A 13,711-nucleotide genomic window follows, 5' to 3' on the forward strand; every position below is an offset into this window, starting at 1 on the left:
ATTCGGCGAATGGGCCCGTGCTTCATCGGAGTTTGAGGGTCGTCACGGCCAGCAGCGCCATGAGCAACGACAAGATCCAGAAGCGGATCACGATCTTCGACTCCGCCCAGCCCCGGAGCTCGAAGTGATGATGTATCGGGGCCATCCGGAAGATCCGCCGGCCGGTGAGGCGGAAGGATGCCACCTGGAGGATCACCGATACCGCCTCGACCACGAAGAGGCCGCCGATGAACGGCAGCAGCAGCTCCACCTTGGACAGCACCGCCAGCGCCCCGATCGCGCCACCGAGGGCCAGTGAGCCCACGTCGCCCATGAAGACCTCGGCGGGGTGGCTGTTGAACCAGAGGAAGCCCACGCTGGCGCCCATCAGGGCCCCACAGAAGACCGCGAGCTCGCCGGCGCCCTTCACCTTGAGGATGAAGAGGTACTCCGAGAGACGGGCGTGCCCGGTCACGTACGAGAAGATCCCGAGCGCGATGGCCGCCACGATCACGGGCCCCATGGCCAGGCCATCCAGCCCATCGGTCAGGTTGACGGCGTTGGAGGAGCCGACGACGATCAGCGCCACGAACAGGATGTAATAGGGCCCGAGGTCCGGCACCCACTCCTTGGCGAACGGCACCACGAGCTGGGTCGTCACCCCGTCCGAGGGGTAGCGGTAGAGATAGGCGCCCAGCCCCACGCCGACGGCCGTCTGCATCGTGAACTTCTCGCGGATCTTGAGCGGCCGCGCCCGCCGGAGCTTCAGCCAGTCGTCGTAGAACCCGATCGCCCCCAGCAGGGCCGTCACGATCATCACGACCCAGACGTAGCGGTTCTGCAAGTTCCCCCACAACAGACACGAGCCGAAGAGCGCGCTCAGGATCAACAGCCCGCCCATCGTCGGCGTGCCCGCCTTGCCGCGGTGCCGCTCGGGGCCGTCGACGCGGATCTTCTCCCCGATCTGGAGCGCCAAGAGCTTCCGGATCACCCACGGCCCGAGGACGAGACAGATGAGGAGTGCGCTCAGGAGCGCCATCGCCGTCCGGAACGTGATGTACCGGAACACGTTGAAGACGATGTGGTACTTCGCGTAGGCGGTGAGGAGCGTCAGCATGACCGGCGCGGCTCCGGCCCACCCCCGCGGAGTCCGGCGAGCAGCGCGTCGACGGCGCGCTCCATCCGCATCCCGCGCGACCCCTTGACCAGCACGCGGTCCCCCCGCGCGACGCGCGCCATCAGGTACGCCACGGCCGCCTCCGGGGCATCGAACGCCGCGACGTCCGGGCACCCGGCCGCCCGGGCGGCCGCCGCCGCCGCCCGCATCGCCGGCCCAACCGTGACCAGGCCGGCGGCGGGAAGGGCCGCCACCCACCGTCCAGCCTCGGCGTGCGCGGCCTCACTCGCCGGGCCCAGCTCGAGCATGTCGCCGAGCAGGACCCACGCCCGGCTGTGCGGAGCCAGCTCCCGCAGGGTGTCGAGCGCCCCCCGCAGCGAGACGGGATTCGCGTTGTAGGTGTCGTCCAGCACGACCACGCCGGCCACCTCGTGGGTGAGGAGGCGGCCCTTGACGGGAGCCACGCGGGCGAGCCCCTCGGCGGCGGCGTCCGGCGGGAGGCCCAGCGCCGTGCCGACCGCGACCGCGGCCGCCGCGTTCCAGGCATTGTGCCGACCGAGCAGCGGCAGCCGGATCGCCGCCGAGCGTCCCCCGGCCGTCACCGTGAACGCGAGCCCGCCCGGCGCCGGCGCGACCGCGGAGAGCCGGACGTCGGCCTGCTCGGCCTGCCCATAGGTCAGGACGGGAGCCCGGGCCTCGCGGGCGAGGGCGAGCACGAGCGGGTCATCGGCGTTGAGGACCACGACCCCCTCCGGCGGGATCGCGTGGACCAGCTCGGCCTTCGCCTTCTGGACCCCTTCGATCGAGCCCAGCCCTTCGAGGTGAGCGGGCGCGATGGTGGTGAGGACGCCGATCGTCGGTTGGGCGATCTGTGCGAGCGCGGCGATCTCGCCGAAGGCGTTCATGCCGAGCTCGACCACGGCCACCTGGTGGTCGGCCTCGAGCTGGAGAAGCGTGAGCGGAAGGCCCCACTGGTTGTTCAGGCTTCCGGCCGCCTTGAGGACGCGGAATCGCTGCGCCAGGACGGCCGCCGCCAGCTCCTTGGTCGTCGTCTTCCCGTTGGAGCCCGTGATGCCCACCACCGGCAGCCCGTGGCGGCGCCGGTGGAAGGCGGCGAGACGCTGGAGCGCCTGCGTGGTGTCCTCGACGAGGATGACCGCGACCGCGGCCGGGAGGGCGAGATCGGCCGGGAGGTGCGTCACGACCAGGGCCGCCGCCCCGCGCTGGAGGGCGTCGCCGATGAAGGCGTGCCCGTCCTGGTGATGGCCGCGGATCGCGAAGAACGCGGCGCCGGGAGCACAGGTCCGGCTGTCGATGGAGACGCCGCTGACGCGCCCCTCGAGTCGCCCGGCCACCAGGGCCCCCTCTGTCCCCCGCATCACGTCAGCGAGCGTCAGCGCGGCCATGGTGTCACCGTCTCAACCCGGCGAGGATCTCGCGGACCACCTGGCGGTCGTCGAAGGGGAGGGTCTGGCTGCCGACGATCTGGTACGTCTCGTGGCCCTTCCCGGCGATCACGAGCGTATCCCCGGCACGCCCCCATGCCAGCGCGTCGCGGATCGCCTCGCGTCTGTCGGGATGACTAGTATAGCCGCCGGGGGGAGGCGGCACCACACCTACGGAAATCTCCTCAAGGATGGCGCGCGGGTCCTCGGAGCGCGGGTTGTCCGAGGTCAGCCAGACGCGATCCGCCAGCTCGGCGGCGATCCGGCCCATGATCGGACGCTTGCCGCGGTCCCGGTCCCCGCCGGCGCCGAAGACGACCCCCAGCCGGCCCGGGGTGAGCGGGCGGGCCGCCTCGAGCACGCGGCGGAGCGCGTCGGGCGTGTGGGCGTAGTCGACGACGACGAGGAAGTCCTGGCCGGCGTCGATGCGCTCGAAGCGGCCCGGAACCGAGCGGACCCCGGCCAGGGCCGTCGCGATGGCGTCGCGCGACAGCCCCAGGGCGACACCGGCGGCCACCGCCCCGAGCAGGTTCATCACGTTGTGCTCGCCGATGAGCGCGGAGGCGAGGCCGACCGGTCCGAGCGGCGTCTCCGCCTCCAGCGTGATGCCGCCGGGGCCGGACTCGTAGGCCCGCGCGCGCACGGCGTGCTCGGCCCCCGGCCCGCCCAAGCCGAACGTCAGGACGCGGCCCGGGAACACGGGCTCGAGTGCCCGCGCCCAGCGCGCGCCGACCGGGTCGTCCGCGTTGAGCACGGCGGCGGCCCCCGGCTTGCCGCTCTCGCGGAGGAGCTCGAAGAAGAGCCGGCCCTTCGCCTCGGCATAGCGCTCCATCGTCCCGTGGAAATCGAGATGGTCCTGCGTGAGGTTCGTGAAGATCGCCACGTCGAAGGCCACCCCATCCGCGCGCCGCTGCTCGAGGGCGTGGGAAGAGACTTCCATCGCCACACCGCCGACCCCGGCGACGACCATCTCGGCCAGGAGCCCCTGGAGCTCGAGCGTGTCGGGCGTCGTCTGGGTCGCTTCCCGCGCCGCCCCGCGGATGACGTACCAGATGGTCCCGATGACGCCGGTCGCGAGCCCCCGGGCTCGCAGGAGCGCCTCGACCAGGTAGGAGGTCGTCGTCTTCCCGTTGGTGCCGGTGACCCCGACGACCGTGAGCGCCCGCGACGGGTGGCCGAAGTAGGCGTCGGCCAGGCGCGGGAGCGCCCGGCGGGTGTCGGGCACCAGGATGCGTCCGACCGCGCGGCCCGGCAACGGATCGGGCGGCTCGGCGACCACGGCGGTCGCGCCGCGCTCGACGGCCTGCGGGATGAAGCGATGCCCATCGGCCCGGAGCCCGCGTACCGCCACGAAGCAGCCGCCTGCGCTCACGCGCCGGGAGTCGTCGGTGAGGCCGCGGACTTCGGCCGGCATGGGGCCGTGCAGGGCCTTGTCCGGCAGGGCGCCGAGGAGCCGCTCCAGCGGCACGCCTTCTCCGGTCATCGCGTCCCCACCGCTCGCCCGTCTGCCAGGCTGGCCAGCGGCGGGGCCAGCTCGAGCCGGCAGACCGCCCCGGACGCCAGGGGAGTCCCCACCGGCGGCGCCTGGCGGACGACGACGCCGCTCCCCGCCACGGCCACCTCGACGTCGTAGGTCGCCAGGAGCACGAGCGCCTGCCGGAGTGTCCGCCCCACCAGATCCGGCATCACCGGCGCCTCGGCGTCGGCCTCCACCAGGGGGGCGAGGGCCGCTGGGGCGACCGGCGGCGGCTCGGCAGACACGGAGGCGCGGACGATCTGGACCGAGGGCACGTCCGCGGGCGGGATCTCCAGATGCCGCAAGGCCTGTCCGGCGACCACGGCGAAGATCGGCGCCGCCGCCTCGGACCCCCAGACCACCGTCTTCGGCTCGTCGAGCATGACGAACATCGCCAGCCGTGGAGCGTGTGCGGGGACGAACCCCACGAAGGACAGCACGCCGGGCTTACGGGAATAGACGTGCGTCGCCGGGTCCAGCTTCTGGGCGGTGCCGGTCTTCCCGGCCACGGCGAACCCCTCGACCGTGGCCTTGTGGCCGGTTCCCGTGGCCACCACGGCCGTCAGGATCTCCCGCAGCGTCGCCGCCGTCCCAGGTGAGATGACCTGGCGGACCGTCTGCGGCTCCGTCCGGCGCACCTCCCGGCCGTTGCCTTCCAGGACGGCCCGGACCACGTGGGGTTGCATGAGCCGGCCGTCGTTGGCGATGGCGGCCATGGCGCCCAGCATCTGGACCGCCGTGACCGACACCTCCTGGCCGATCGACATCGTGGCCAGGGACAGGCCCGACCATCGCTGAGGCGGGCGGAGCTGGCCCCGGCTCTCACCCGGGAGCCCGAGGCCGGTGAGGCTCCCGAACCCGAACGCCGTCATGTACTTGTAATAGCGGTCGCGGCCGAGCGACAGGCCGACCTTGATCGCGCCGACGTTCGACGAGAACTGGAGGATCTCGCGGAACGACAGCCATCCGTAGCGCTTCCAGTCGTGAATCGCCCGGTTCGCCACCGTGATGACGCCCTGCTCGCCGTAGAAGCGGTCGTCGGGGCGGACGACCCCCTCCTCGAGCGCGGCGGCGGCCAGAATCGCCTTGAACGTCGAGCCCGGCTCGAAGGGGTCCGTGATCGCGCGGTTCCGCCACAGCTCGGACCTGGCGCTCTGATAGGCATTGGGGTTGAAGGTCGGCCGCTGGGCCATGGCCAGGATCTCGCCGGTCCGGGGGTCCATGGCCACGATCATGCCGGCCCGCGCGCCCGTCCGGCGCCAGGCCGCGTCGAGCTCGCGCTCGGCGACGTACTGGATGGTGGCGTCGAGCGTCAGCACCAGGCCGAGCCCGGGCGTCGGCGGCTTGAGGATCGTGGGCTGGGCGGTCACGTCGCGCCCCAGGGCGTCGCGCTCGACCAGGGCCAGCCCGGCCTCACCGGCCAGGGTGCGGTCGTGCGCCAGCTCCACGCCCTCCAGCCCGCGATCGTCGAACCCTTCGAAGCCGAGGACGTGAGCGGCCAGCTCGCGGTTCGGGTAGAAGCGCAAGGACTCGGGAAAGCTCCCGATTCCCGGCAGCCCCAGGGCACGGATCGGCTGGAGCGCCGCCGGGGGGAGCTTCCGCTTGAGCCAGACGAACGGCCGGTCGGCCTGCAGGCGCTCGAGGAGCTCCTCGGCCCGCTCGCCCAAGAGCGGCGCGAGCCGGGCCGCCGTCCCCGCCCGGTCGGGAATCCGGCGCGGCAAGGCGTAGACGGACTCCACCTCGGTCGAAACGGCCAGGACGCGGCCGTGGCGGTCATAGATGGGGCCCCGCCGAGGCTTGAGGGGGATCGTCTTCGCGTACTGGCGCTCGGCGAGGCGGGACAGGTCGTCGTGGCGGAGGAGCTGGAGGTGGCCGAGGCGGAGGACTACGACCAGGTGGATGGCGAAGAGGACGCCGGCCAGGACGAGCGCGCGGGTCCGGAACCGGGACGTCGACCTCGTCATGCTGCCCCGGCCGGATCTACGGTCGGCCGCGTGGTGCGGTCATGGCATGGTCCTCGGCGGCGGTTCGGAGTGCCGCGCTGCCCGGCTCGGCGATCTCGGAGGGCACGAACTCCCGCGCGAGCCGCACCTGGTCGCGCGCCGGCTCGGTGAGCCCGAGCGGGCGCGCGGCCGAGTCCACGCGCGCGTAGGAGCGTAGCGAGAGGAGCTCCAGGCGGAGTCGCTTGTTCTGCTCTCCGACTTCCTGGAGGAGGCTCCGCAGGTCTTCCAGCTCGTAGGACACCCGCACGCGCTGGACGTGGAGCCAGACATACCCGAGCACGCCTCCGACCAGGCAACAGCCGAGGCAGAGTACCCCGGCCATCGCCCGCAGGCGGCGACGATCCCGTTCGCGAACCAGCGATCCGGCCTGATTGTGCATGAACCGCGTCATCGTTTTCCTCAACCTCGCTCGAGCACTCGGAACTTGGCGCTCCGGGCACGGGGGTTCTGGCGGATCTCGTCCGCGCCCGGCCGGACCGGCTTGGGCGTGGCCAGCCGGAACCCCGGCTCGGCCGCGAACTGCCGGAACGCGCGCTTGACGAGGCGATCTTCCAACGAGTGAAACGCGATGACTCCGAAGCGGCCGCGGGGCGCGAGGAGGCGCGCGGCCTGCGGCAGCGCGGCCTCGAGGCTTCCCAGCTCGTCGTTGACGGCGATGCGGAGGGCCTGGAACGTCCGGGTCGCCGGGTGGAGACGGCGCGGGCGGCGATGGGGCGGAATGGCGGCGATGACGAGATCGGCAAGCGCCCGAGTCGTCGTGATCGGAGCGCGGGCCCGGGCCGCCGCCAGACGGCTGGCGATGCGGCGGGCCGCGGGCTCCTCCCCGTAGGTGGCGATCAGCCGTGCCAGCTCGGGCTCGGGCGTCTCGCGGAGGAGATCGGCCGCCGTCAGCCGCTGGCGCGTGTCGAGGCGCATGTCGAGCCGCTCGTCGGCCTGGAACGAGAAGCCGCGGCCGCCGCCCTGGAGCTGAAACGACGAGAGGCCGAGGTCGAGCAGGATCGCGTGCGCCGCTTCGATGCCGCACGCCGCCGCCTCGGCGGCGAGGTGGCGGAAGTCGGCGTGCCGGAGGACGACGCGCGCGCCGAAGGGCAGAAGCCGCCGGGTCGCGAGCTCGAGCGAGGCCGCATCACGGTCGAGCCCGAGGAGCCGCGATGTGTCGGTCGATTCCAGGAGCGTGGCCGCGTGGCCGCCGAGGCCCACCGTCCCGTCGACGATCCAGCCGCCGGCCGGCACCGGGGCGAGCCAGCGCACCACCTCCTCGCGGAGCACGGGCCGATGAAGCTCGGACGGGGGCGGGGACGGCTCGATCGGCGTCGCGGCGTTCACAGCCCGAACTCGCTGGCCTTGCGGGCGCTCTCGTCGAAGCTCCCGCGCATGCGATGGTAGTGGTCGTCCCAGCGCTCGCGACCCCAGATCTCGAACCGGGTGAGCGCGCCCGCGATCACGACGTCCTTCTGAAGGCCGGCGAACTCGCGGAGCTCGGGCGGCACGAGCGTGCGGCCGGCCTTGTCCACGGGACAGTCCTTGGCGCTGGCGACCGTGATCCGGACGAAGGTCCGCATCTCGGGCGAGAACTGCGGCTGCTGCCGGAGCTTTTCCTCGAACCGCTCCCACTCGTCCATCGGGTAGGCCACGATGCAGTGATCGCCCTCGGTCAGCACGAGCGTGTCGGTGCCGCGCTCGGCCAGCTCCTCGCGGAACTTGGCCGGGATGCTGAGGCGCCCCTTGGGGTCGATCGTGTGGTGGTACCGCCCCCGGAACACCCGCTCCCATCCTCCCCGGCTCTCCCGTCATCCCGAAGGCCACCGGGCCAGGGTGGACAGCTCTGCCCTGGCCATTGCCCCCCAGAAAATCCCACTTCATCCCACTTTGTGGAGCCCATGCTACAAAGCGGCGCCGAGGCCTGTCAAGTGGAAAAATGCCGTTCCAAAAAGAAAAAAACGGGGCTTCGGCAGGAAACAACCGGTGGTAGAGGTTGGCCCCTAGGAATACCTCACATAGAGGTCCCGGAGGAGGCGGCGGTGGCGGGCGGATTCGGCCGCCAGCCGGGGCAGGTCCGGCCAGGGGCTCAGGTCCCCGAGCAGTCCGGCCAGCTCGCGGTAGGCGACCTCGAGGGCGCGCTCGCCCTGGAATGCCTGGGCGAAGGCCTCGGAACGGCGCTCGACTGCGGCATCGAGAGTCGCCGGAGCGGGTCCGGCGGTGGCGGCGACACGCGCGTCGCCGTGAAGCGCGCCGAGGAGCGGCTCGAGCATGCGGACGTGGGCTCGCTTGGCCGCGGCGAGCTCCGCCAGCGCGCCACGGAGATGAGGAAGCGCGGTGCCGGCGGCGAAGCGGTCGTAGAGCTCCGCGAGCGCGTGCTCGGTGCGGACGATCTCGGCCAGGAGCTCGGCGGCGGCCACGCGGCGCGGAAGCGACAGGGCGTCGAGCGCGGTTTCACTCATGAGCGGCGTGGGGACCGGCGATTCCCGCATCACGGAGCGCCGCCCCACGGCAAGACGAGGGACAAACGCCGTGCGATGGTACCGGCCCGAGGCCCGAGTCCCGGTAGGACGCAGGTTCGAGGGGCGCGCCGCAGGACGTCGCGGGGCTGGGGCCCCGCCGTCCGAGGCGCACCAATCCCAGGAGGCGGGCCGAGACGTATGCCGCATACGTTGAGGCCCGCCGACGACCGAGGACGACCCGGGGCGATGGGCATCGGGCCGGGCCGCTCAGGCGCCGCGGAGGCGCGGGTCGAGTGTGTCCCGCAGGGCATCGCCCAAGAGATTGGAGCCGAACACGGCCAGGCTGATGGCGATGCCCGGAAACAGCACGAGGTGGGGCGCCTTCTGGGCGTACTCGGCGGCGGACACCGACAGCATCCGCCCCCACGACGGGTACGGCTCCGGCACGCCGAGCCCGAGAAACGACAGCGCCGCTTCCACCAGGATGGCGCTGCCGAGCTGGGCCGTGCAGAGGACGATGAAGGGCCCGATCGTGTTGGGAAGGATGTGACGGAACGCGATCCGAAGATGGCCTATCCCCACCGCCCGCGCGGCCTCCACGTATTGCATCTCCCGGATGGAGAGGACACTGGAGCGGATGACCCGGGCCGCCCTCGGGACGATGGGGATCGAGATCGCGATGACCACGTTCTGGATCGAAGGGCCGAGCGAAGCCGACATCACCAGCGCGAGAACGAGCAGGGGCAAGCCCTGCAGAATGTCGAGGATGCGTTGCCCGATGAGGTCCGTCTTGCCGCCGATGTAGCCGGACAGGAGTCCGATGATGCCGCCCAGCACCGAGCCCAGCAGCGTGGAGGCCACCCCCACGATGAGCGACACCCGCGCGCCGTGGACGATCCTCGAGTAGATGTCGCGCCCGAGGTGATCCGAGCCCAGCCAGTGCTGGGTACTCGGCCGGGCCAGGGTGTGGGCGGCGTCGGTCGCGATGGGATCTCGGGTCGCGACCAGATCGGCGAACACCGCGGTGAAGACGATGATCATCATCACGAGGCCACCGGCGGCGCCCAGCGGCTTCTTCCTCGCGAACCGGGCCACCACCGCTCCCACGCCCGGGCGCGTCGGCGCCGGCACCAGGATGACGGCGTCCACCCCCAGGCCGGCGGACCTAACGGCCATACCGCACCCGTGGGTCGAGCACGCCGTAGAGGAGGTCCACCAAGAGGTTGGAGAGGATGACAATGATCGCGATGAACATCACCAGGTTCTGGACGATGGGATAGTCGCGCCAGAGGATGGCCTGGACCAGGAAGCGGGCCACGCCCGGCAAATTGAACACCGTCTCGGTCACTACCAGCCCGCCGATGAGGAAGGCGAACTCGATGCCGATCACTGTCACCACCGGGAGGATCGCGTTCTTGAGGGCGTGCCGCCAGATCACCACTCGGCCGCGCTGCCCCTTGGCCCATGCCGTTCGCACATAGTCCTCGCGCAGCACCTCCAGGAGCGACGAGCGCGTGATGCGCATGATCAATGCCGATGAGCGATAGCCCACCGCCAGGGCGGGGAGCAGGAACTGCACGGCGTGCAGCCGGAAGTTCTCGGTGGGCCGCACGTAGGTCATGGGCGGGATCCACCCGAGCCAGGCCACCAGCCCCAGGATGATCACCATCCCGAGCCAGAAAGACGGCATCGAGAGCCCGGCCAGGCTCACCACGCGCAGCACGTAGTCGAGCGTCGTGTCCTGGCGGACCGCGCTCACCACGCCGGTCGGCACGCCGAGGAGCACGGCGATCAGGGTCGAGAGCACGGCCAGCTCCACGGTGACGGGGATCAGCGGTCGGATGACTTCCCACGCCGGCAAATCGTAGCGGTAGGACTTGCCGAGGTCCCCCGACAGGATCTGGCGGAGCCACTCGAGGTACTGGACCCACAGTGGCCGGTCCAGGCCGAGCTCCCGCATGATCTCTGTACGGGCGCCCGGGTCCACGAAGCCGGCGGTCGAGAACAGGATGTCGACGATGTCGCCCGGGGCGAGGCGGAGCAGCACGAAGATCACGACCGACATGCCCAGCAAGGTCAGCACGGCGATGCCCAGCCGCTGGGCGACGTAGGTCTTCACCCGAGGCTCCTGAACGTGGATGGAGGAGGCCCGTCGCCTCCCCCATTCCGTCGGATTCCAGCGACGCTGCTACTTGTCCCGCCAGACCTCTTGCATGCGGCCGAAGTTGTAGATGTTGTGGTGCGGGATCATGTTCTTGACGTGCGGCCAGACCGTGAAGTAATCGAGCCGATAGTCCAGAATCGGCCGCGCCGCGTCCTCTTCCAGCCTCTTCTGGATCGCGTGGACCAGGGCCAGGCGCTTCTTCGGGTCCAGCTCCTGCGACTGCTGGTCGATCATCGTCGTCACCTGCTCGCTGCAGTACTGGCTATAGTTGCGCGGAGAGGCGCAGCCGTAATTCTCGTAGAAGTTGGCGTCGGGGTCGTCCACCCCCAGACCGGTGAGGTTGGCGCCGATCTGGTAGTCCCCCCGGGTGGCCATCGCGTGCCACTGCGCGGTCTCGATCTGCTTGAGGGTGGCTTCGATGCCGACCTGCTTCAGCTCGTTGATCACGAAGGAGGCCATGTCCACGTAGATCGCGATGGCGCGGGTCACCATCTCGACGCGGAGGGGATTCTGGGGCGTGATGCCCGCCTCGGCCAAGACCTTCTTCGCCCGCGCTTTCATGTCTTCGAGCTTTCCATAGCCCGGCAGCGCGGTCAGGTCCTTCTCGAGGAGGCCCCAGATGCCGAAAGGCCTGGACGGCAGCGAGCCCGCCAGGAAGGCCCCGCCCTGGTGCACGGCCTGGATCAGGCCCCGGCGATCAATGGCGTAGCTCACCGCCAGCCGCACCTTCACGTTGTCGAAGGGCGGCTTCTTGACGTTCATGATGATGTTGTCGCTGACGGCCGTGCCCACCGGCGCCGCCACCAGCTGAGGAACCGCCTTCTTGAGCTGCTCGGCGGTCGTCTTGGTGGTTTCGCCGGGGAAGGCGACGTCGAGCTGTCCGGCCTGGAGCGCGGCGGTCCGCGTCCCCCGCTCCTGGATGACCACGTAGCGGAGGCCGTCGAGGTACGGCCGGCCCTTCACGAAATAGTCGGGGTTCTTGACGAACTCGACGAATTCGCCCTTCCGCCACTCCTTGAGCTTGAAGGGCCCGGTGCCGATACAGCCCGTTCGGTAGCTGGCCGGTGGGACGTGCGCGGCGTAGATCGGCGTGTAGCCCGAGGCGAGCATGGTCAGGAGCGACGGCTGGGGACGCTTCAGCCGGAAGACCACCGTGTGGGCGTCGGCCGCCTCGATGGCTTCCACGTTGGCGTACCAGTCCTTCCGCGGGTTGATGCGGAGCTTGGCCGGGGCGTCGGACGCCTCGCGCAGCATGTCAAAGGTGAACTTGACGTCCTTCGAGGTGAAGGGCTTCCCGTCGTGCCACTTGACGTCCTTGCGGAGGAAGAAGATCAGGTTGCGGTAGTTGTCCTGCCAGGACCACTTCTCGGCCAGCTCGCCGATGATGGTATCGGGACTCTCCACGGGCTTGAGGGGATCGAAGTACACCAGGTTGTTGAAGCACGGGCTGGCGGGAAACACGGTCGAGATCGTGGCGGTCTCGTGGATGGCGAAGCCTTGCGGGAGATCCTCGCGTAGCATCACGTTGAGCGTGCCGCCGGGCCTGGGCGCCTGGCCAGCGACGGGCGTCGACGCCACCACCAGCGCGGCGAGCATGAGCCCGCCCATGACGGTCAGAATGCGGAACCGCCTCATGCTCCATCCTCCTGCTCGCTCCCGCCGCGACGGCGGAAGGCCGGTCGGGACACGGACCCGGTACGGAAGGACACCTCGGCGGGCGCCGAATGGATCCCGAGTGGTTATGCCGAATATACGCCGAAGGCGCCCGCCCCCACAAGTCGACGCCGCCCGCCGGCGGGCGGCGCGGGCGCGGGACGGATCCTGCCCAGCCTGTGGCTCCGCCAGCAGGGGTTCTCTCCGGATGGAGGATGGCGAGCGACCCACCGAGCGCGGTGGTGCATCGAGGAGTGCTCCGAGCGGCGGCTTCGCCGCCGCCACGCCGGGGGGGCATCGGGGTCTTCCGAGACCCCCCGAAATGACCTAGGACGCGGCGCTCAGCGTCGACTTCTCGGGGACGAGGACCTCCACGCGGAGGGTGAACTTCCGCGTCTCGCCGGGACGAAGGGCCCCGACGCCGACGACGCGGCGGGCGACCAGCTCGCCCCGCTCGTCATGGATCTCGATGAGCACGGAGTACTCCCACGCGGCCTCGGTTCCCGGGTGGCGGATCGTGCCGTCCACGCTCAGAGGACAGACGGTAGACGGCGACGGCCGCGCGACGCTGACGGCATCGAACCGGAGGTGGCGCTGGCACGCCGGGCAGGTGGCCGCACTGCGGAGGATGCGCTCTCCGCAGTGCGGGCAGTTCCAGGCGTCGCCCGCCATGGCGCTGCGCAGGGTCATCGAACGGAGGGGGGTGCGCTTTCGGGTGCGGTCGCGCCCTCGATCTCACCCTCCTTCCACCCGAACTCGACCTTGCCCCGCATCTTCGACCCGGCCGCTACCGTGAGGCTGCCCGCCTTCAGGTCGCCGATCAGCGTGCCGGACTCTTTGAACTCCACGCGGGCCTTGGAGACGATGTGCCCGCGCACCTCGCCCCCGACGAGCACGGTGTCGGCCTTCACCTCGCCGTCGATCGACGCGCCGGGCTCGATCGTCAACTCGCCCTTGACGTTGACATTGCCCTTGAAGCGGCCGGCCACGCGGATGTTGCCGTTGCCCTCGATCTTCCCTTCGATCGTGAGGCCCGCGGCCAGGACCGACTCGGACGGCTTCGCTTGGCTGATCGCCATCGGCTTTTCCTCCGCTCCCCGTAGGGGCTCCGCCGAACGCATCGGGGCCGGAAACGGCGCGGCAGGCGGCGTCTCGACCTTGGGCTCGGGCTTGGTCACCGGGTCATCCTTGCGGGGCTGCTGACCAAATAATGCCATGTTCACGCCTCCTTGACCATACCGACACTCCCAACCTGTCCCCAGCCTCGGTTCGAGGTCGCTGGCGGCGGGATTGCCTCTTCATAGCCCAGAGGGCTTCGGTGTGTCAAGCATTCTTGGCTCATGGCGCACTCTCAAAGGAGAGTGCGTACGGAAAACTCACGAGCCTCACCGCC

The 13,711-nt window shown here is 70.6% G+C and carries 13 protein-coding genes; all 13 read right to left on the reverse strand.

The features are described 5' to 3' along the window. Positions 1-22: 22 nt before the first annotated feature. The 13 genes from mraY to VGW35_05080 all read right to left on the reverse strand — a co-directional run bounded on the left by mraY (position 23) and on the right by VGW35_05080 (position 13,496). The gene (gene mraY / locus VGW35_05020) at positions 23-1,096 is read right to left on the reverse strand and encodes a phospho-N-acetylmuramoyl-pentapeptide-transferase (protein HEV8307007.1); all 1,074 of its coding nucleotides are present in this window, start codon (positions 1,094-1,096) and stop codon (positions 23-25) included. Continuing rightward, positions 1,090-2,502: a UDP-N-acetylmuramoyl-tripeptide--D-alanyl-D-alanine ligase gene (gene murF, locus VGW35_05025; protein HEV8307008.1), complete on the reverse strand. Its 1,413-nt coding sequence runs from the start codon at positions 2,500-2,502 to the stop codon at positions 1,090-1,092. The genes mraY and murF overlap by 7 nt, the downstream gene beginning before the upstream one ends. A gap of 4 nt (positions 2,503-2,506) precedes the next feature. Then, positions 2,507-4,009: a UDP-N-acetylmuramoyl-L-alanyl-D-glutamate--2,6-diaminopimelate ligase gene (locus VGW35_05030; GenBank protein ID HEV8307009.1), complete on the reverse strand. Its 1,503-nt coding sequence runs from the start codon at positions 4,007-4,009 to the stop codon at positions 2,507-2,509. Between the two features lie 11 nt (positions 4,010-4,020). Beyond that, positions 4,021-6,021 carry a penicillin-binding transpeptidase domain-containing protein gene (locus VGW35_05035; protein ID HEV8307010.1) on the reverse strand — a complete coding sequence of 667 codons (2,001 nt, stop codon included), beginning with the start codon at positions 6,019-6,021 and terminating at the stop codon, positions 4,021-4,023. Between the two features lie 16 nt (positions 6,022-6,037). Continuing rightward, a complete protein-coding gene (locus VGW35_05040) occupies positions 6,038-6,451 on the reverse strand; it encodes a hypothetical protein (GenBank protein ID HEV8307011.1) in 414 nt (137 codons plus the stop codon). A gap of 8 nt (positions 6,452-6,459) precedes the next feature. Beyond that, a complete protein-coding gene (rsmH, locus tag VGW35_05045) occupies positions 6,460-7,386 on the reverse strand; it encodes a 16S rRNA (cytosine(1402)-N(4))-methyltransferase RsmH (GenBank protein ID HEV8307012.1) in 927 nt (308 codons plus the stop codon). Further along, on the reverse strand, positions 7,383-7,823 hold the full coding sequence (gene mraZ / locus VGW35_05050) for a division/cell wall cluster transcriptional repressor MraZ (protein ID HEV8307013.1): 441 nt from the start codon (positions 7,821-7,823) through the stop codon (positions 7,383-7,385). Before mraZ ends, rsmH begins: the two co-directional genes overlap by 4 nt. A 219-nt stretch (positions 7,824-8,042) precedes the next feature. Next, complete coding sequence (locus tag VGW35_05055; GenBank protein HEV8307014.1) at positions 8,043-8,531, reverse strand: ferritin-like domain-containing protein; 489 nt, start codon at positions 8,529-8,531, stop codon at positions 8,043-8,045. Between the two features lie 237 nt (positions 8,532-8,768). Then, the gene (locus VGW35_05060) at positions 8,769-9,677 is read right to left on the reverse strand and encodes an ABC transporter permease (protein HEV8307015.1); all 909 of its coding nucleotides are present in this window, start codon (positions 9,675-9,677) and stop codon (positions 8,769-8,771) included. Further along, the gene (locus VGW35_05065; protein ID HEV8307016.1) at positions 9,667-10,620 is read right to left on the reverse strand and encodes an ABC transporter permease; all 954 of its coding nucleotides are present in this window, start codon (positions 10,618-10,620) and stop codon (positions 9,667-9,669) included. Before VGW35_05065 ends, VGW35_05060 begins: the two co-directional genes overlap by 11 nt. A 69-nt stretch (positions 10,621-10,689) precedes the next feature. Further along, on the reverse strand, positions 10,690-12,300 hold the full coding sequence (locus tag VGW35_05070; GenBank protein ID HEV8307017.1) for an ABC transporter substrate-binding protein: 1,611 nt from the start codon (positions 12,298-12,300) through the stop codon (positions 10,690-10,692). A 345-nt stretch (positions 12,301-12,645) separates the two neighbouring features. Then, a complete protein-coding gene (locus tag VGW35_05075) occupies positions 12,646-13,008 on the reverse strand; it encodes an FxLYD domain-containing protein (protein ID HEV8307018.1) in 363 nt (120 codons plus the stop codon). Beyond that, complete coding sequence (locus tag VGW35_05080) at positions 13,005-13,496, reverse strand: polymer-forming cytoskeletal protein (protein HEV8307019.1); 492 nt, start codon at positions 13,494-13,496, stop codon at positions 13,005-13,007. The genes VGW35_05075 and VGW35_05080 overlap by 4 nt, the downstream gene beginning before the upstream one ends. Positions 13,497-13,711 lie beyond the last annotated feature (215 nt).

The organism is Candidatus Methylomirabilota bacterium (assembly GCA_036005065.1).
Classification (GTDB): domain Bacteria; phylum Methylomirabilota; class Methylomirabilia; order Rokubacteriales; family DASRDR01; genus DASYQW01.